Here is an 18,674-nt window from a genome sequence, read left to right as displayed (position 1 = left end):
GGGGCCCGTTCAGGCTGTTGCGCTGAGATTGAAAATCAACCTCTTTACGAAAATGCAAGCAAATGTTCACACGTCAACAATTGATGAGCACCTTGCGACCGATTGTGGCTCCGGAGACGCGTTAATCCTCCATGCCGAGGTCGATCGTCGTGCCCTCGAAGATTTTGTTGACGGTGCGGACGGCGCACATCTTGCCACACATGGTGCAAGTGCCCTCGGTGGCGGCGGGGGACTCCTCGTAGCGCTTCTTGCCCGTAACCGGGTCGAGCGCGCACTTCCACATGGCGTCCCAGTCGAGCTTGCGGCGTGCCTGGCCCATCTTGTCGTCCATGTCGCGGGCGTGGGGCACCTTTTTGGCGATGTCGGCGGCGTGTGCGGCGATCTTGGTGGCCATGAGGCCGTCGAGCACATCCTGGGCGTTGGGCAGGCATAGGTGCTCTGCCGGTGTCACGTAGCACAGGAAGTCGGCACCGGAGCTGGCGGAGATGGCGCCGCCGATGGCAGCGGTGATGTGGTCGTAACCCACGCCGATATCGGTCACCAGCGGCCCGAGCACATAGAACGGAGCATTGTGGCACAGGCGCTTCTGCAGCTTCATGTTGGCGGCGATCTCGTCGAGCGCCATGTGACCCGGGCCCTCGACCATGACCTGGACGCCGGCGGCCCAAGCGCGCTTGCACAGCTTGCCCAGCTCGATCATCTCAGCGGTCTCGGTGGCGTCGTTGGAGTCGTAGAGGCAGCCCGGGCGGCAGGAGTCGCCGAGCGAAATCGTCACGTCGTACTCGTGGCAAATCTCGAGCAACTCGTCGTAGAACTCATAGAACGGGTTCTCGTTACCGGTGACCTCCATCCAGCCAAACAGCAGTGAGCCGCCGCGGCTCACGATGTTCATGAGGCGGCCGGTCTCCTTAAAGGTCTTGGTGACCGACTTGTTGATGCCGCAGTGAATGGTCATAAAGTCCACGCCGTCCTCGGCATGCGCGCGCACGACTTCGAACAGGTCGTCCTTGGTGAGCTTGACCAGCGGCTTTTCCATGTAGCCGATGGCGTCGTACATGGGAACGGTGCCCACCATGAGCGGCGTCTCGTCGATGAGCTGCTGGCGGAACTGGCGCGTCTTGCCCGAGTTGGAGAGGTCCATGATGGCGTCGGCGCCAAAGTCCTCGGCGATCTTGACCTTCTTCCACTCCTCGGCGGCATCGGCCTTATCGCCCGAGATGCCCAGGTTGACGTTGACCTTGGTGGAAAGGCCCTCGCCGACACCAAAGGCGCGCATGCCCTTTTTGATATGCACGATGTTGGCGGGGATGGCGATGCGGCCGTCGGCCACGCGCTCGCGGATGTACTCGGGGTCGCGATGCTCGCGCTCGGCGACTTCTTTCATCTGCGGCGTGATTTGCCCGGCGCGGGCGAAGTCGATTTGCGTGACGAGCTTGGGCTCGGTCTGTGTGCTCATTGGCACGGCTCCCTTCGTTGGCATTACCCATATCAGGTTTGCGGGTCAGGGCGGGCGCACCCAATCTCAGCCTGCCGTCTTGTCCTGCAAGCTCCCCGTTATGTCATGGGCTCAAGTATAGCCTGAATGGGTACGATTGGGCCAACGAGCGTGCCTGTGGGGAGGCGAACATGGAAGACAAGCATCTATATCGAGAGACGCAATGGGATGTATCGGCCGAGGAAAGCCGTGCGCACCATGGCCTTGTCGCGATTGGTTTTGCGGTGCTTGCCGCGCTGGTGATTGCCTTTTGTATCTGGACGTTTGGCGGTCGCGGCGGCGCTGCATGGGAGTTCGAGGCTGATGATAGCCTACCGATTATGACGATGAGGAGTACTGGCGGTAATGCCAATACGCTCGCCGTTCCGGGCGATTATTGGTACCCGCGCGATGAGTTTGTGCAGTTGCAGCTGAGTGGTGGGTCCATTCCAGGTGAAGAAATCGAACGCGTGACGTTTGACGCGGCGCTCAAAACGCTCACGGTGAAGCTCAAAGATCAAGGAGATGTGCCCACGACCATGGATATCGCCCTGACGGAATGGCGTCTGGAGCCTCCGACGGGTGTTGCGGTTTCCGAGGTTGAGCACGTCAAGATTGTCTATCAGGACGGTTCGACAAACGGGATTGCAAAGGCCGACGGTCTAGCAGAATAGGTGTCGAGCCTAGCCAGCCAATTCATAAAAGTTGCGGTGGAATAGTTCCTGATTGTGCGATAAAAGGCTCAAATAGGAACTATTCCACCGCAAGTTATATAGAGAAGGCTGAGCGGGTCAGTTTTGGGTGGCGGGCCTAGAGCATCTGTTCGTTGATGAACACGAGGGTGCCTGGGTATGAGATCTCGGGGGCGTGGCGATAGCCGATGTTGAACTCGGTGAGACGGCCGGCGTCCTCGAGTCCGTTTGCTGCCATCCAGCGCACCATGGAGCCGCGCGCCTTTTTGCTGGCGGTCGAGCGCTGGATGGGCTTGCCGTTGCGGATGCCTTCGCCAAAGAGACATGTGACGACCGCGGCATCGGTGGTGATGCGGGGCAGAACGGCTTTGGCGTATTCCGCGCTGGCGAGGTTGACGATCGTAGCGTTGGAGCCCGCCGGAGCGACGACCCGTGCGAGCTTGTCGCCCCAAAACGCGTAGAGGTCTCGGGCGTTGTCGACGGCGAGCTTGGCTCCCATTTCGAGCCGATAGGGCTCAACGCCATGGAAAGGCCGCACACATCCGTACAATCCGGAGAGGATCCAGAGATGGTTTTGCAGCCAGTCGAGCTGTGCAGTATCCATGACCTCGGGCGCCATGCTTTGGTATTGGATGCCGTGGTAGGACATGACGGCGGGGGAGATTCGGCGCGCGATATCGGGATCGGCGAGGTCGGCATCGCTCAGGACGGGCATAAATTCGTGAAGCGTATCCAGGCACGTTGTAAGCAGCCTGTCGCTCACGTTCCAAAGGGCCTGAAGACCTGCTGCGCCATCCTCGCGTTCGATGCCTAGCAGTGCCTGATGGAGCCGGGCCGTCTGATGTGCAAAAGGCGGTATGCCCAAAACGTCAAAGGCATCTTGAGCTGTCCGCATCTGTTTGGCGGGCGAAATGACGACCTGTAGCACGGAATCCTCCTCCCGCTAAAAAAGTTGCGGTGAAATACAGACCGCTTTCCCCGTTGGAAGGCCTGATGAATCCGTATTTCACCGCAAGTTACAAGGGTTGGTTAGGCGCGCTCGAGGAAGGCCTTGTAGCCGCGGTAGGCCTCGTAGATATCGGCCTTGTTAGCGACCTCCCACAGGGCGTGCATGGACAGGACGGCAACGCCGGAGTCGATGACGTTCATGCCGTACTTGGCCATGATGTAGGCGATGGTGCCGCCGCCGCCCGCATTGACGCGGCCGAGCTCGCAGGTCTGGAAGTCCACGCCCGCCTCGTCCATGATATCGCGGACGAGGGCCACGTACTCGGCGTCGGCGTCGTTGGAGCCGCCCTTGCCGCGGCTGCCCGTGTACTTGTTGAAGCACAGGCCGCGACCCATGAAGGCTGCGTTCTTGGTCTCGAACTTGCCGGCATAGCCCGGGTCGAAGCCGGCGGACACGTCAGAGGAGAGCATGCGGCTGCGGGCGAGTGCGCGGCGCAGGGCCAGCGGGCTGTCCTCGCCGGCGAGCGTCATGATCTCGGCGACGGTGTTCTCGAAGAAACGGCTCGTCATGCCGGTGGCGCCCACGGAGCCGATCTCCTCCTTGTCGACGATGAGCGTGATGCTCGTACGCTCGACATCTGCCACGTTGATCTGGGCGAGCATGGAGGGGTAGGCGCAGACACGGTCGTCGTGGCCATAGCCCAAGATCATGGAGCGGTCGAGACCCATGTCGCGGGCGGGGCCGGCGGGCACGACCTCGATCTCGGCGGAGAGGAAGTCCTCCTCCTCGACGTCGTACTGCTCCTTGAGGATATCCAGGAACATCTGCTTGACGGGCTCCTTGGGGGCGTCCTTGTCGTCCTCATCGAACTTGACGGGGCGGCCGCCCACGATCACGTCGAGGATCTCGGCATCGACGGCATCCTTGGCAGGCTTGGACATCTGCTCACTCGAGAGGTGAATCAGCAGGTCGGAGATGGTAAAGACCGGGTCATCCGCCTTGTCGCCGATGTTGATGTCGACGGTGGTGCCGTCCTTTTTGCAGATGACGCCCACGAGTGCGAGCGGGGAGGCCACCCAGTGGTAGCTCTTGACGCCGCCGTAGTAGTGCGTGTCGAGGTAGGCCATGTCGCCGGCTTCAAAGGCGGGATTCTGCTTAAGGTCCAGGCGCGGCGAGTCCACGTGGGCGCCCAGGATGTTAAAGCCCTGCTCGAGCGGGGCGGTGCCCAGGTTGACGAGCATAAGGTCCTTGCCGTGGTTGGCGGCGTACACCTTGTCGCCTGCCTTGAGCTCGCGGCCTTCGGCGATCACGGTCTCCAGATTGACGTAGCCCGCTTCCTCGGCCATCTTGATACCGGTCTTGACGCACAGGCGCTCGGTCTTGTTCTCGCTCAAAAACTGCTTATAGCCGCGGCAAAGCTCCTCGAGCTCCTCGATTTGCTGTGGCGTGTACTTTTTCCATGCGCAGGGACGCTCCATGACGCAGGCTCCTTTCGGATCGATCGTGCTGGTTGATGTACCGTGAGCCATCGTATCACGCGCGGGCTCACGGTGGCGGGGGAGCTTGATGTGTGGTGGCCGCGGGGCGGGGAGCGTGTAAACTGGTGTGAGCAAACCGTGCCCAGCCCAAAGCGAGGTATTCAATATGTCTGACAAGCGCCGCACCTTTGCCGTTATCGACGGCAACTCGCTCATGCACCGCGCCTTCCACGCCGTGCCGCCGACCATGAACGCGCCGGACGGTCGCCCCACCAACGCGATCTTTGGCTTTCTGAACATGTTTCTCAAGATGATCGACGCCTTTAACCCCGACGGTGTGGTCGTGGCGTTTGACAAGGGCAAGCCGCGCGTGCGCATGGAAATGCTGCCGCAGTATAAGGCGCAGCGCCCGCCCATGGACCCCGATCTGCACGCGCAGTTTCCGATGATTAAAGAGCTGCTCGCCGCGCTCAACGTGCCCATTTTGCAGTCCGAGGGCTGGGAAGGCGACGATATCCTGGGAACCATGGCGCGCCTGGGCGAGGAGGCCGGCTGCGACATGCTGCTGGTGACCGGCGACCGCGACATGTATCAGCTCGTGACCGAGCACGTCAACGTGGTCTCGACTCGCAAGGGCCTGTCCGACGTGGCGATCATGACGCCCGAGAGCGTGGACGACCTGTATCACGGCATCACGCCGGCGCTCGTGCCCGATTTTTACGGTCTGAAGGGCGATACATCGGACAACATTCCCGGCGTACCGGGCATCGGCCCCAAAAAGGCGAGTGCGCTCATCGCGCAGTACGGCAGCCTTGACGAGGTCATCGCGCATGCTGACGAGGTCAAGGGCAAGATGGGAGAAAACCTGCGCGCACACATCGACGACGCGCTGCTGAGCCGTAAGGTGGCGACCATCCGCACCGATGCGCCCGTCGAGCTCGACTTTGACGAAACATCCTTCCCAGCGTTTTCTGCCGATGAGGTTTCCGCGGCGCTGGGTACGCTTGGTATCACCGCCATGCAGAACCGTTTCTTGGCGCTGATCGGCGGCGAGGGTGGCGCTGCTGCCAGCACGTTTGAGATTCCCGCCGTTTTGCGCGCAGCCGCCGGCGATGCTGGCGCGCTTGGTGCCGTTGCGGCTGAGGTCTCCCGCGTGATTGATGCCGGCGAGTGGGTCGCCGCCGTGGTGGACGATGACAAGGAAGAGGGCGCGCTCTTTGGGCTGACGTGCACGCTGTGGTTGGCGACGTCCAAGGGCCTGTTTGCGCTCGAGGAGGGCGACAGCGGTGCGGCGGCTGAGGTTGAGGGCTTCAACTTCGCCCACGGCGTGATTGCCGGCGTGCTCGCGCGTCTGTTTATGGAAGGCCGTGTGGCGAGCCCGGATATGAAGGCGCTTTTGCATGAGCTTTCGCCCATCGATTCTTCTGAGCTCGAGCTCATGGATCCGCTGGCAGTCGATTCCACGCGCATCTTCGATACCGTTGTTGCCGCCTACCTGTTGGATTCCGACCGCTCCGAGTTTGACGAGGTGTATCTGGCCGATACGTATCTGCAGATGGCGCTGCCTGCGGCGCGCGGCGCAGAGGGTGCTGGCGAGGACGCTCCTGCGCCCGCCGCTCGCACGGCGGCCTTGACGCTGGCGCTGGTTGCACCGCTGCGTGACCGCATGGCCCGCGAGAACGCCGCCAACGTGTTCGATGGGATCGAGATGCCGCTCGTGCCGGTGCTTGCCAAGATGGAGCGCGCGGGCATGCTCGTGGACCCCGACCGCCTGCACAGTCTGTCCGAGGGCCTGGCGACCCAGATTGCCGATGTCGAGCGCAGCATTCGCGACCTGGCCGGCGACGAGACCTTTAACATCGGCAGCCCCATGCAACTCTCGCACGTGCTGTTTGATGTTATGGGACTTCCGACCAAGGGCCTCAAAAAGACCAAGCGCGGCTACTATTCGACCAACGCCAAGGTGCTGAGCGACCTTGCCCACGACCACGAGATCGTGCGCCTGATTTTGGACTGGCGTGAGAAGTCCAAGATTAAGTCGACCTATCTGGACACGCTGGGCCCGCTGCGCCGTGGTGACGGGCGTGTGCACACCACGTACAACCAGACCATCACCGCGACGGGGCGTTTGTCTTCGAGCGACCCCAATCTGCAAAACATTCCGACGCGCTCGGAGCTGGGGCGTACCGTCAAGACGGCGTTCTCGGCGGGCGAGGGCAGCGTCTTTTTGGCGGTGGACTACTCGCAGATCGAGCTGCGCCTGCTCGCGCATCTTTCGGGTGACGAGCACCTGGTGCGCGCCTTCAACGAGGGCGAGGACTTCCATGCCGAGACGGCCGCGCGCGTATTTGGCGTGCCGGTGTCCGAGGTGACACCCGACCTGCGTAGCCGCGCCAAGGCCGTGAACTTTGGCATCGTGTACGGCCAGCAGGCCTATGGACTGTCGCAGTCGCTGCACATCTCGATGGCCGAGGCGCGCGATATGATCGATCGCTACTACGAGGCCTACCCGGGCGTGCGCACGTTCCTCGACAATGTGGTGGCGCGAGCCAAGCAAACGGGCTATGCCGAGACCATGTATGGCCGCAGACGCCATATTCCCGAGCTCAAGGCCAAAAACCCACAGCTCCGCGGCTTTGGCGAGCGCACGGCCATGAACCACCCCATGCAGGGCACCGCCGCCGACATCATCAAGATCGCCATGGCCCGCGTAAGCCGTCGCTTGGAAGAAGAAGGCTTTGCCGCCCACATGATCCTGCAGGTACACGACGAACTGGACTTTGAGTGCCCCGTCGACGAAGTCGAGCGCCTCACCGCCATGGTCCGCGACGTCATGGAACACGTAGTAGACCTCCGCGTACCGTTGATCGCCGAAGCCAGCACCGGCATAACCTGGGCCGACGCGAAATAGGGAAGCACTCCGTAAGGCAAGCTCGCCCAAGACGCAAGCCCCCACATACTTAAGATTTGGGACAAACACTACTGATTTATTTGTCCCACAGTAACCAAAACAGAGGGGAGCCCCTTCCAACAAGGGGCTCCCCTCTGCTCAAATCATTTCAGCTAAGTATCTAGACACTCAAGACGCCATCTTGGCGGCAGGAAAGTAAACCTAGGACCTGGCCGGGCGGCGCGGATTAGTTTTTCGTAGATTCCGCACGAGCCGGAAAGCACTTAATGTGCTTTCCGAGCGAGCCCAGGACCTGACCGAACGAAAAACTAATCCGCGCCGCCCGGCCAGGTCCGACGAGCCACGTTACCGAGCCGCCAGGATGGCGTCGATGAGCGTCAGTACGCCCCCGTCGTTGTTGCTCGGAATGCGCCACTTGGCATGCGCGTTCATGTGCTCCTCGGCATTGTCCACGATAAAGCTATGCCCGACGCGCTCGAGCATGGGAATATCGTTGTAGGTGTCGCCCACGGCGGCGGCGTCGGCGATATCGATGCCCAGGTGGTCGCACAGGTGCGCGACGCCCGACCCCTTGTCGACGCCCAGGTTCATGAAGTCGATCCACTCGCGCCCGGCGTTGGTGACGTAGAGCTTGTCCGAGAACTCGGGGCTGTAGTCCTCGCGAAACGCTGGCTCGGCATCGTAGGCGGGGAAGAAGATCGAAATCTTGTTGGACTCGATATCAAGGCCCTCAAAGCTATCGACGTAGTTGATCGTGTTGTAGTACACGCTGATCTCGTCGTGGTACTGATGGTCGCGGGCGAGCACATAGAACTCGTCGTAGCAGCACAAGACGGGAACGGCACGCGGGTCCTCCGAGGCACGGGCGAGCACCTGCTGATACAGCGCCACATCGATGTTGCTCTTATAGATATAGCTGCCGCGATAGATGACGCAGGCTCCGTTGTCGGGACAAAAAGCAAGGCGGTTCTTAATGCTTTCGAACATTTCCTCGAGTTTGGGGGCGGGGCGTCCGCTGGCGGGGCAGAATACAATGCCTGCGTCGGCGAGCTTGTCCAGGCGCTCATCAAGACCCTGCGGCAACACGCGCTTGTCGGTGAGCAGCGTCTTGTCCATGTCGACGGCGAGAATCTTAATGCTTCCGATATTGGTGTCCGATTCGTAAGTTTGCATAAAAGCGCGCCTTTCGTTTCGAAATTGTTTCAGACGTTATAACCATCAACCAGTAACTGAGCGTATTGTCGCAGGAACGGAGCGTATTTGCACCACGCTTCACAAAGTAATGAAAAAACTTTTCAGAAATTTGAATTTGTCGCTTGTGCTGCGGGCACTTTAGCGTAATATAGCGACCATCGAAAACGGAGACGGAAATACAACCGCTTACCGAAGAAAAGGTACCGTTTACGATATTAGAATTGCGCCCGGCGATAGGTGAAAGGAGAGGCAGATGCAGTTCGTAAAGATCATCACCACTGCAGATAATGCCATCCGACGCCAGCGCGCAATTTCCCGACGACGATAACAATCGTCTCTGTTCGTATGGGGTGAAATGCCCCAACAGAGTCATTTTGAGGTCGTTGGGTTTTAGCACGATATAAACGCATGTTTCTAGAGCATGCTGTGCTGCTTTTTGCTATTTAACCTGATATTGCACGGTTTTTTGACCTCGAAATGACTTGCAACTGACCGATGTTCTAACTAGCTACCAAGGGCGAAAGGAAACAGCCATGAGCAAGGAAAAAGTCGTTCTCGCATATTCCGGTGGTCTTGATACATCCGTATGTGTCAAGTGGCTCCAGGACGAGAAGAATCTCGATGTCGTTTGCGTCTGCGGCAACGTGGGCCAGGAGGAGACCGGCTTGGATGCCAAGAAGCAGAAGGCGCTTGACCTGGGCGTTCTCGATTGCCAGGTGCTCGACCTGCGCGACGAGTTCTCCGATGAGTTCCTGACTAAGGCCATCGCCGCAAACTCCATGTACGAGAACAAGTACCCGCTGCTCTCCGCGCTGTCTCGCCCGCTGCTCGCCAAGAAGCTTGTCGAGGTCGCTCACGAGTTTGGCGCGACCTACGTCGCCCACGGCTGCACCGGCAAGGGTAACGACCAGGTTCGTTTTGAGGCTGCCGTCAAGGCCCTCGACCCCGAGCTTAAGGTTATCGCCCCGGTTCGCGAGTGGGATCTGAAGTGCCGTCCCGATGAGGTTGCCTATGCTCACGCCCACAACGTGCCGGTTCCCGAGGGCGCCAACGACAACCCCTATTCCATCGACGACAACCTGTGGGGTCGCGCCATCGAGTGCGGTCACCTGGAGGATCCCTGGAACGAGCCGCTCGACGACGCCTGGGTTATGACCAAGAACCCCGAGGACACGCCGGACACCCCGACCTACACCGAGATTGAGTTTGAGGCGGGCAAGCCCATCGCCGTCGATGGCAAGAAGATGAAACTCTCCGAGATCGTCATCGCCCTCAACAAGATTTCGGGTGACAACGGCTTTGGCCGTCTCGACCTGGTCGAGGATCGTCTGGTGGGCCTCAAGAGTCGCGAGTGCTACGAGGTTCCTGGCGCCCTGACGCTCATCACCGCCCACAAGGCGCTCGAGGACATCTGCGTCGAGGGCGACCTGCTCAAGACCAAGATTAAGCTCGAGCAGGATTGGGCCACTGCCGTGTACAACGGCCAGTGGTACAGCCCGCTCAAAAACGCGCTCGATGCCTTTATGGCCGACACCCAGAAGTTCGTGACCGGCACCGTCCGTCTGAAGTTCTTTAAGGGCAACTGCCATGTCGTCGGCCGCAAGAGCCCGTTTAGCCTGTATGACTACGGTCTGGCTACCTACGACCGCGACACTACGTTTGACGAGAAGGCCAGCGCCGGCTTTATCGAGATCGATACGCTGTCGCTCAAGACGTGGGCTAAGGTCCAGGGCCCCAGCTCTGCTGCCGCCCAGGCCTAGCGCCTCCTTCCTTTGGTATCCGCGCGGCCCATCCGCGTGATACATAACGGGCGCATGGGGTCCCTACCTTTCGTTATGCTTGCTGACACTTCTTAACATCGGTGGCCCCTACGTTCCGCCCGCATATATGATGCCGCGTCTGCGGCTGAGTCCGAGCCCCGCCGGGGTTGTCCGGCGGGGCTCCTCCTATCAATTTGACGGCCCTGCGCCTATATATATGGGGAGTATCCATTATGTTCAATGCTATCGCGCATGCTTTACTTGCCCTCGCGCCCGAGTTCGATGCTGCAAAGGTCGAGGACGTTCCTATGAGCCTAAAGGCCTGGATCGATGGTTCGCAGGGCAACATTCGGAGGGAGACGTTGGGCGCCAAGTGCATGGCGCGTCACTTCTTTGCAAATTAGCTATATGGCCTCGCACATGGTGGGGAATATACAAAACTAGCGGTTGAGAAATCGCTTTAGCGACAGGGCGCATTGCTTTGGGCGCTTGTTTTGGGATTTGATGAAAGGGGACGGTTCCATGGCTCTTTGGGGCGGTCGTTTTGAGGCAGGCGTGGCCGAGGTCACGCAGGAGTTTGGCGCGTCGTTGCCGGTTGACAAACATCTCTATAAGCAGGATATCGCCGGATCTAAGGCACATGCCAAGATGCTGGCGGCCCAGGGCATTATCAGCGCCGAGGACGAGCAGGCGATTGCCGAGGGCCTGACCGGAATCGAACAGGATATCGATGCCGGCAACTTCACCTTTGATATCAACGACGAGGACATTCATATGTCCATCGAAAGCGAGCTGACGCGTCGTATCGGCGAGGCTGGCAAACGCTTGCATACTGGGCGTTCGCGCAACGACCAGGTGGCGACCGATACGCGCCTGGGCGTCAAGGCGCTGGCCAAGGAGCTCATGGAGGCCAATCTTGAGCTGCGCCATGTGCTGGTGGATGCGGCCAAGAAGTACGACAAGGTGATTCTTCCGGGCTACACGCATATGCAGCACGCTCAGCCCGTGCTGCTCTCGCATCATCTGCTGGCGTATTCCTGGATGTTCGCGCGCGACTTTACGCGCCTGAAGGCCGCCTTTGATGCCGCCGACAACTGCCCGCTGGGTGCTGCCGCGCTTGCCGGTACGAGCTATCCGCTCGATCGCCAGATGACGGCTGCCGAACTTGGCTTTGCGGGCGTGATTCCCAACTCGCTCGATGCGGTTTCCGACCGTGATTTCCTGCTCGATCTGCATTACGCCGGATCCGTCATGGCGATGCACCTGTCGCGTCTTTCCGAGGAGATCGTGCTGTGGTCGAGCTCCGAATTTGGCTTTATCACGCTTTCAGACTCCTACTCCACCGGCTCGTCCATCATGCCGCAGAAGAAGAATCCCGACTTTGCCGAGCTTATCCGCGGTAAGAGCGGTCGCGTGTACGGCAACCTGGTGCAGCTGCTGGTAACCATGAAGGGCCTGCCGCTCGCTTATAACAAGGACTTGCAGGAGGACAAGGAGGGCGCGCTCGATACCGCTCACACGCTCATGCAGTGCCTGTCCGTTATGGCCGGAATGATTTCGACCTGGACCGTCAACGAGGATGCCATGGCGCGCGAGTGCGGCGTGGGGCACCTTGCCGCCACCGATGTTGCCGATTACCTGGCAAAGCGCGGTCTACCGTTCCGCGAGGCACATGCCGTGGTGGGGCACCTGGTCCTGATGTGTGAGAAGCGCGGCTGCAATCTTGAGGACCTGCCGTTTGAGGTGTTCCAGGAGGCAAGCCCGCTCTTTGAGCGCGATATTACCGAGGCGCTCGATATCCCGTCGATTGTCGCCGCGCGCACGGCCGAGGGCGGTACCGCCCCTGCCGCCGTTGCCGTGCAGCTGCAGAGTGCCGAGGCGCAGCTCGTGGCCGACGAAGGCGTGTTTGGATCGCTAACCAAGGTTGTCGAGATGGGTCACGGAGCTAATTAGCTTATAGGATGCGTCTGTCTGGTGCGTTCATCATATCTTGCCTTTACGGGCGCTCGCTACGGTGGGCGCCCGTTTTGTTATAGGGAAGGAAGGAGCTTGTCGAGAACTTTTGCAGGACCTTTGGGCAGGTTGTGATGGGGGTGCGTTCACGGGCGGCAATCGACCGTCCGTTCTGTTCGTTGCAGTTGGAAGTGGGGCGGATGGTACTCTAGTCGGGCTTCGGAACAGAAGTGACACATATGGAGCGCTTCAATTAATAATAACGCTTCAATAAACGGCTTTTTGTTTAACTGCAGCTAGAACTCTGTTACGATGCAGTCCAGGCGGGTGCCGGAATGGGACTTGGGCACGCGCGAACCTACTTGAAAGGCTACCTTATGGCTATCGAGAAGACCTTCATCATGATTAAGCCCGACGCTGTGCGCGATCGCAAGATCGGCGAGATCGTTGCTCGTATCGAGCGCAGCGGCCTTGTCATCGAGCGCATGGAGATGACCACGCTCGAGCGCGCTACCGTCGAGGAGCACTACGCCCATCTGGCCGACAAACCCTTCTTTGGCGGTCTGTGCGACTTTATGACGAGCGGTCCGGTCGTCAAGATGGTTGTTTCCGGTCTTTCCGCCGTCTCCAAGATGCGCACCCTTATGGGCGCCACCAACCCGCTTGATGCCGCCCCCGGCACCATCCGCGGTGACTTCGCCGTCGATGTCAACGCCAACGTGATTCACGGCTCCGACTGCCTGGAGAACGCCGAGATCGAGATCAAGCGCTTTTTTGGCTAAACCAGCTTTGACTCCTTAAAGCTGTTAGCGTGTGGCTTGGGCGCCGCGGAACTCCATCCGCGGCGCCCTTTTATTCCAAAATCTATGAAGGGGCCCGCTCGGACATGTGTTCCGAGCGGGCCCCTGCTGTTAGCTTGTGGCGCTAAGTGGTTTAGGCCTCGTCGACAACCTTGAGGCCGCGCGTGTGGTCGATCTCGTTGAGGAGGTTAACGCGACGCTCGTGACGGCCGCCCTCAAATTCGGCGTCGAGCCACTCGTCGACAATCATCTTGGCGAGCTCGGAGCCCACGACGCGGGCACCAAAGGCGAGCACGTTGGTGTTGTTGTGCATGCGGGAGAGCTTGGCGCTGAAGGGCTCGGAGCATACGACAGCGCGTACGCCCTCGACCTTGTTGGCAGCCAGACTAATCCCGATGCCGGTGCCACAGATCAGGATACCCAAGTCGACGTCGCCGTTGGCAACGGCCTTACCCACCTTGTAGCCGGCGATGGGGTAGTCAAAGCTCTCGGAGGTGTCGGTGCCAAAGTTCACGACCTCGCAGCCGCGCTCCTTCAGGTGCTCGGAAATGATGTTCTTGAGCTCGACGGCGGCGTGGTCGTTACCGATACCGATCTTCATGGATGGTTCCTCTCTGGTCTATGCGGCGCAAATGCTAAAGGTGTTTACCGCGTTCGACTGCATGATAGCGCGACTTTTGTGTAAACGCTCGGGCGTTTTTTGGTCAAACGCTTTAGCAGGCAATAAGACCTGCTTTTCATGAATGAATGCCGCCAGTTTGTGCTTGAGCGCCGTCCGCCGGAACTATGGTTGCGGTTTTTGATGCATTGTTATCAAATAAAAGGGCTAATTATTTTCGAGAGCCCAGCCCGTTATGCAAGCAGGAGATACCTATGCCTACCGATTCCCTTCGTGATGCCGCGTTTTGCGATGTTTTGAACCGCGAGCTTGTCTGTGCGCTCGGCTGCACCGAGCCTATTGCCGTTGCCTATGCAGCGGCGTTGGCGAGCCAGACGCTCGGTTGCGAACCCGATCATATGGACGTTGCCTGCTCGGGCAACATCATCAAGAACGTTAAGAGCGTGACCGTGCCCAACTCGGGCGGTATGCACGGTATTGAAGCTGCGGCCGTGCTGGGCGCCGTGGGCGGTGACGCCAAGAGCGCGCTCGAGGTGCTCGAGAGCGTTAATGACGAAGATCGTGCTCGCGTGACCGAGCTCCTCGCCGATGCCGGTTACTGCGATGTGTCGCTTGTCGAGGGTGTGCCCAACCTCTACATCAAGGTGACCGCCACGGCCGGGGGCCATACCGCGGTCGTCGAGATTACCGATCACCACACCAATGTCACGTGCCATACGCTCGACGGTATTCCGGTGTGCGGCAAGTCGGCGGGGGAGTGTGCCGCCTGCGCCGAGCGCGTGGTGGCCGAGCGGGCGGCGGATAAGGCTGACACGCCCATGTCGATTGAGTCCATCATCGACTTTATCGAGGACGGCGACATTGAGGGCGCCCGCGCTGCCGTTGAGCGTCAGATTGAGCTGAACGGCGCGATCAGTGCCGAGGGCCTCGCGCACGCTTGGGGCGCCGAGGTGGGCCGTACGCTGCTGGGCGCTCGTGCCGATGACGTCGCCTGCCGTGCCCGTGCCCGTGCGGCCGCCGGGTCCGACGCCCGCATGAACGGCTGCGCGCTGCCGGTCGCCATTGTGTGCGGCTCGGGCAATCAGGGCATTACCTGCGCCTTGCCCGTCATGGAGTATGCCGAATACCTGCGCTGCGACCACGAGCGCCTGGTGCGCGCCGTGATGCTGTCCGATCTTATCGCCGTGCATATCAAGAGCTATATTGGTGCGCTCTCGGCGTTTTGCGGTGCTATCTGCGCCGCGTGCGGCGCCGGCGCTGCGATTACCTGGCTGTGCGGTGGCACGCGCGAGCAGATTGGCGCGACGGTTTCGAACACGCTCGGTAACGTTGGCGGCATCGTGTGCGATGGCGCCAAGGCGAGCTGTGCCGCCAAGATTTCGGCTGCCGTTGATGCTGCGATTCTGGGACATGACATGGCCATGCAGGGGCGTGGCTTCCGTGCCGGCGAGGGTTTGATCCAGGATACCGTCGAGCAGACGATTGCCAGCATGGGCTACGTGGGCCGCGTGGGCATGAAGGACACCGACGTCGAGATCCTCAACATCATGATCGGCAAGACTCGAGTTTGTTAGTTACGCGGTTTTACCAAACCGCGTAACCAGCCGACGCTGCAAACGCCCCTAAGCGGCAATCTGCCTTTCAATCGTCGGGCATGGCCAGAAGGCCTATGCCCTCCTCTTTCAAGGCACATTGCTCGCTTAGGGGCGTTTTCGCTGACTTATGCTCAACCTGCGGCGTTATTTTGTTTGGAGCGAGGGATCCTATGACAGTTCGTCGGCTACTTGGTGTTCGTAGAAGGCTTCTACTACGGCGTTGAAGTCGCGGGCGAAGTCTTCCATGGTTCCGCGCCAGGTGGCTCGGCCGGGTTTTCCCTGACCAACATAGGCAGTCTGAATGCCGCAGGCGGGGCTGGGGAAGTCACGCTTGGGGTCGTTGCCCACCATAAGGACCTCGTGCGGCTCGAGCCCCATCACCTGAAGCTGCTCTAGATAGTAGGTGGCATCGGGCTTGCAGCGGGTGGTGTTTCCCATGTGCGTGACGAGCTCAAAGGGGGCGTCGGCCAGGTCGCCCCAACCCATGCGGCACTCGATGGCCCCCTGCGGAAAGCTGGGGTTGGTGAAGAGCGCGCAGCGCAGCCCTGCGTCCTGTACGGCCTGAAGCGCGGCGTGTGCGCCCGGCATGGCGTGGGCGTTGATGACGTCGTCGTTCTTATATGGAAGAACTTCGCGGTCGTAGTAGGTAAACGCCTCGTAGATGAGGGGATCGGAGAGGCAGATGCCGCATCGGCGCTCGACCTCGGTGCGGTAAAACTCAAGATTGGTGCGGTTGTCCGTGCCGCTTCGGCGGTTGGCGTTGAGGTCGACCAGGATGGTGCCGAGGCGTGCCATCGTGCCACCGCGGCTGCGGCGCCCGATATCCGCGAGCATCGACGAGACATCCTTAAAATAGCGAAGGATGAACGCGTTGAGGTTGATGCTAAGAAGCGTCTCGTCCATATCGAAAACGACTGCTTTGAGCACGCGGGCACCTTTCTCGAAATAACGTTCCAGAATCGTTGGTTCCGGATACTTTACCCCAAAGCCGTATGCCTAACGGCCTATCGTCAACTTACGGAGACGGTCGTCCACAAGATTGCGAAAAAGTCTCCATACGAGTAAAAAATCGCAGTTCGCGCTTGAAATCGAAGTAATTTCCCCGTAATCTATACGAACGTGATTGCATAAGCGTCACATTAGTATCTGTCGGCTCCCGAGTGTTCCTAAACGTTGTGTGCTTGTCGCACCCTTCTGTAGGTCCTAGCAATCGGGGCCCCGTAGTTCGAAAGGGGTCCACCTTTGAGTGAGATTCAGAACTCGTCCATTTTCTCTCTTGACGATGTCAACGAGGAGGAGATGAACAACCTCATCGACGGTACGATTACCGACTTTGATGAGGGCGATCTCGTTAACGGCACTGTCGTTAAGATCGAGCATGACGAGGTGCTCGTTGACATCGGATTCAAGTCCGAGGGCGTTATCCCGGTCCGCGAGCTGTCCATCCGCAAGGACGCTAACCCTGCAGACATCGTTGCACTCGGTGATCCCATCGAGGCCCTGGTTCTCCAGAAGGAGGACAAGGACGGTCGTCTGGTCCTCTCCAAGAAGCGTGCTGAGTACGAGCGTGCTTGGAACCGCATCGAGGAGAAGTTCAACTCCGGCGAGAACGTCGAGGGCGAGGTTATCGAGGTTGTCAAGGGCGGCCTGATCCTCGACATCGGCCTGCGTGGCTTCCTGCCCGCTTCCCTCGTCGACCTCCGTCGTGTCAAGGACCTCACCTCCTACATGGGCACCCGCATCGAGGCCCGCGTCATCGAGATGGACCGCAACCGCAACAACGTTGTCCTCTCCCGTCGCGTCGTGCTCGAGGAGTCCCGTAAGGCCGAGCGCTCTGAGATCCTGTCCAAGCTCAAGTCTGGCATGCGTCTCCAGGGCACCGTTTCCTCCATTGTCGACTTCGGCGCCTTCGTCGACCTCGGCGGTATCGACGGCCTCATCCACATCTCCGAGCTTTCCTGGAACCACGTCAACCATCCTTCCGAGGTTGTCAAGGTCGGCCAGGAGGTCGAGGTCGAGGTTCTCGACGTCGATCTCAACCGCGAGCGCATCTCCCTGGGTCTCAAGCAGACCACCGAGGATCCGTGGCGCGCACTGGTCAAGAAGTACCCCGTCGGTGCTATCGTCGAGGGCACTGTGACCAAGCTTGTCCCGTTCGGCGCTTTCGTCGACCTGGGCGAGGGCATCGAGGGCCTGGTGCACATCTCCGAGATGGCCAACAAGCACGTCGATCAGCCTTCTCAGGTCACCCACGTGGGCGACAAGGTTCAGGTCAAGGTCATGGAGATCGACCTCGACCGTCGTCGTATCTCCCTGTCCATGAAGTCCGCTGCTGAGACTCTGGGCGTCGAGATTGAGGTCACCCCGCTGCCTTCCGAGAAGAAGGACGAGGAGACCGACGCCGAGTAAATCGGTTTGACGATCACTTGTTTTAAGGGATCCGTCCGCAATGGACGGGTCCCTTTTTGCATTTGCAGCTGTGGTGCACGATGATGACGGGCTATCTGTTTGCTATTTGGTTGTCGGTGCATAAAATATGCCGACATCCCGCCTCGGGGAGGAGGCGGGAACGCACCGAGTAGACGGAGGGGTGCGGAGCGCGGTCGCGTCTCGACTGACGACGTTGCCCATCGACAAGTCTATTGTACTATATAGCGTGGTTCTTGGTTTATCGTGTCGAACGCTTGTGTTGTGCCATTGCCTGCGGCAACGGTGTGCTACACTCTTGCACTGCTGAGTGGGCCAGACGGTCGCGTGATGTGCTGCTTGCAGCACGCGTGAGGAAAGTCCGGGCTCCAGAGGGCGGGATGCCGGCTAACGGCCGGGCGGAGTGATCCGACGGAAAGCGCCGCAGAAAAGAAGACTCCCACCTGCGCCGCAAGGCGTAAAGGGAAAAGCTGAAACGGTGGTGTAAGAGACCACCAGCGTCGTGGCAACACGGCGGCTTGGCAAGCCCCATCCGGAGCAAGCGCGAATAGGAACGCTATGGGCCGGCCCGGTCCGCGTTCGGGTAGCGTGCGTGGAGCTGCACGGTAACGTGCAGACAAGATAAATGACCGTTCACGACAGAACCCGGCTTATAGGCCCACTCGGCACTTTGTTGACGCTGCGAACCCGTCAGCGCGGCAATCTGCCTTTCAAGCCTTCGGGCATGACCATAAGGTCAATGCCCTCGTCTTTCAAGGCACCTTGCTCGCGCTGACGGGTTCTCGCTCATATGACCCAATCCGCTGTCAAGAGCCACAATGG

The 18,674-nt window shown here is 59.9% G+C and carries 14 protein-coding genes, 1 other RNA gene and 1 riboswitch; of the genes, 9 read left to right on the top strand and 6 right to left on the bottom strand.

All coding sequences use genetic code 11. The features are described from left to right. Positions 1–121: 121 nt before the first annotated feature. Positions 122–1,456, bottom strand: a complete 1,335-nt coding sequence (thiC, locus tag DWY03_RS09600) for a phosphomethylpyrimidine synthase ThiC (RefSeq protein ID WP_117820371.1) — start codon at positions 1,454–1,456, stop codon at positions 122–124. Next, a riboswitch (TPP riboswitch) is annotated at positions 1,448–1,564 on the bottom strand. (Overlaps the previous gene by 9 nt.) A 62-nt stretch (positions 1,565–1,626) precedes the next feature. Between thiC and DWY03_RS09595 the strand changes: the two genes are divergently transcribed. After that, positions 1,627–2,148 carry a hypothetical protein gene (locus tag DWY03_RS09595; protein ID WP_117840706.1) on the top strand — a complete coding sequence of 174 codons (522 nt, stop codon included), beginning with the start codon at positions 1,627–1,629 and terminating at the stop codon, positions 2,146–2,148. A gap of 136 nt (positions 2,149–2,284) precedes the next feature. On the opposite strand, the gene DWY03_RS09590 is transcribed toward DWY03_RS09595, so the two are convergent. Together DWY03_RS09590 and DWY03_RS09585 are read right to left on the bottom strand one after the other, a co-directional pair. Then, entirely contained in the window at positions 2,285–3,094 is an 810-nt protein-coding gene (locus tag DWY03_RS09590; protein ID WP_117840703.1) for a YaaA family protein, read from the bottom strand. Between the two features lie 101 nt (positions 3,095–3,195). Beyond that, positions 3,196–4,593, bottom strand: a complete 1,398-nt coding sequence (locus DWY03_RS09585) for an aminopeptidase (protein WP_117840701.1) — start codon at positions 4,591–4,593, stop codon at positions 3,196–3,198. 166 nt (positions 4,594–4,759) lie between these two features. On the opposite strand from DWY03_RS09585, the gene polA reads away from it, so the two are divergent. Then, positions 4,760–7,504 (top strand): DNA polymerase I, encoded by a 2,745-nt coding sequence (gene polA, locus DWY03_RS09580; protein ID WP_117840699.1) that lies wholly within the window; start codon positions 4,760–4,762, stop codon positions 7,502–7,504. A 345-nt stretch (positions 7,505–7,849) separates the two neighbouring features. On the opposite strand, the gene DWY03_RS09575 is transcribed toward polA, so the two are convergent. Continuing rightward, positions 7,850–8,677 carry a Cof-type HAD-IIB family hydrolase gene (locus DWY03_RS09575; protein ID WP_117798202.1) on the bottom strand — a complete coding sequence of 276 codons (828 nt, stop codon included), beginning with the start codon at positions 8,675–8,677 and terminating at the stop codon, positions 7,850–7,852. A 554-nt stretch (positions 8,678–9,231) separates the two neighbouring features. Here DWY03_RS09575 and DWY03_RS09570 point away from each other — a divergent pair. The 4 genes from DWY03_RS09570 to ndk all read left to right on the top strand — a co-directional run bounded on the left by DWY03_RS09570 (position 9,232) and on the right by ndk (position 13,193). Then, positions 9,232–10,458 (top strand): argininosuccinate synthase, encoded by a 1,227-nt coding sequence (locus DWY03_RS09570; RefSeq protein WP_117840697.1) that lies wholly within the window; start codon positions 9,232–9,234, stop codon positions 10,456–10,458. A 233-nt stretch (positions 10,459–10,691) separates the two neighbouring features. Continuing rightward, positions 10,692–10,862 carry a hypothetical protein gene (locus tag DWY03_RS10110; protein ID WP_156058436.1) on the top strand — a complete coding sequence of 57 codons (171 nt, stop codon included), beginning with the start codon at positions 10,692–10,694 and terminating at the stop codon, positions 10,860–10,862. A 118-nt stretch (positions 10,863–10,980) separates the two neighbouring features. Then, entirely contained in the window at positions 10,981–12,411 is a 1,431-nt protein-coding gene (gene argH / locus DWY03_RS09565; RefSeq protein WP_117840695.1) for an argininosuccinate lyase, read from the top strand. Positions 12,412–12,788: 377 nt separating this feature from the next. Next, positions 12,789–13,193: a nucleoside-diphosphate kinase gene (ndk, locus tag DWY03_RS09560; protein ID WP_055251725.1), complete on the top strand. Its 405-nt coding sequence runs from the start codon at positions 12,789–12,791 to the stop codon at positions 13,191–13,193. A gap of 151 nt (positions 13,194–13,344) precedes the next feature. On the opposite strand, the gene rpiB is transcribed toward ndk, so the two are convergent. Continuing rightward, positions 13,345–13,812, bottom strand: coding sequence for a ribose 5-phosphate isomerase B (gene rpiB / locus DWY03_RS09555; RefSeq protein ID WP_117840693.1), 468 nt, complete (start codon positions 13,810–13,812; stop codon positions 13,345–13,347). A gap of 272 nt (positions 13,813–14,084) precedes the next feature. Here rpiB and DWY03_RS09550 point away from each other — a divergent pair, with 272 nt between their 5' ends. Continuing rightward, on the top strand, positions 14,085–15,404 hold the full coding sequence (locus DWY03_RS09550; protein ID WP_117840691.1) for a serine dehydratase subunit alpha family protein: 1,320 nt from the start codon (positions 14,085–14,087) through the stop codon (positions 15,402–15,404). Between the two features lie 189 nt (positions 15,405–15,593). Here the strand turns inward: DWY03_RS09550 and DWY03_RS09545 are convergent, their stop codons facing one another. Continuing rightward, positions 15,594–16,352 (bottom strand): HAD family hydrolase, encoded by a 759-nt coding sequence (locus tag DWY03_RS09545; RefSeq protein ID WP_117840689.1) that lies wholly within the window; start codon positions 16,350–16,352, stop codon positions 15,594–15,596. 315 nt (positions 16,353–16,667) lie between these two features. Here DWY03_RS09545 and rpsA point away from each other — a divergent pair, with 315 nt between their 5' ends. Then, a complete protein-coding gene (gene rpsA / locus DWY03_RS09540; RefSeq protein WP_022095232.1) occupies positions 16,668–17,834 on the top strand; it encodes a 30S ribosomal protein S1 in 1,167 nt (388 codons plus the stop codon). Positions 17,835–18,159: 325 nt separating this feature from the next. Next, positions 18,160–18,521: RNase P RNA component class A (rnpB, locus tag DWY03_RS09535), an RNA gene on the top strand. Positions 18,522–18,674 lie beyond the last annotated feature (153 nt).

The organism is Collinsella sp. AF23-2 (assembly GCF_003459245.1).
Lineage (GTDB): Bacteria > Actinomycetota > Coriobacteriia > Coriobacteriales > Coriobacteriaceae > Collinsella.
This window is presented reverse-complemented; position numbering and strand designations above follow the sequence as displayed.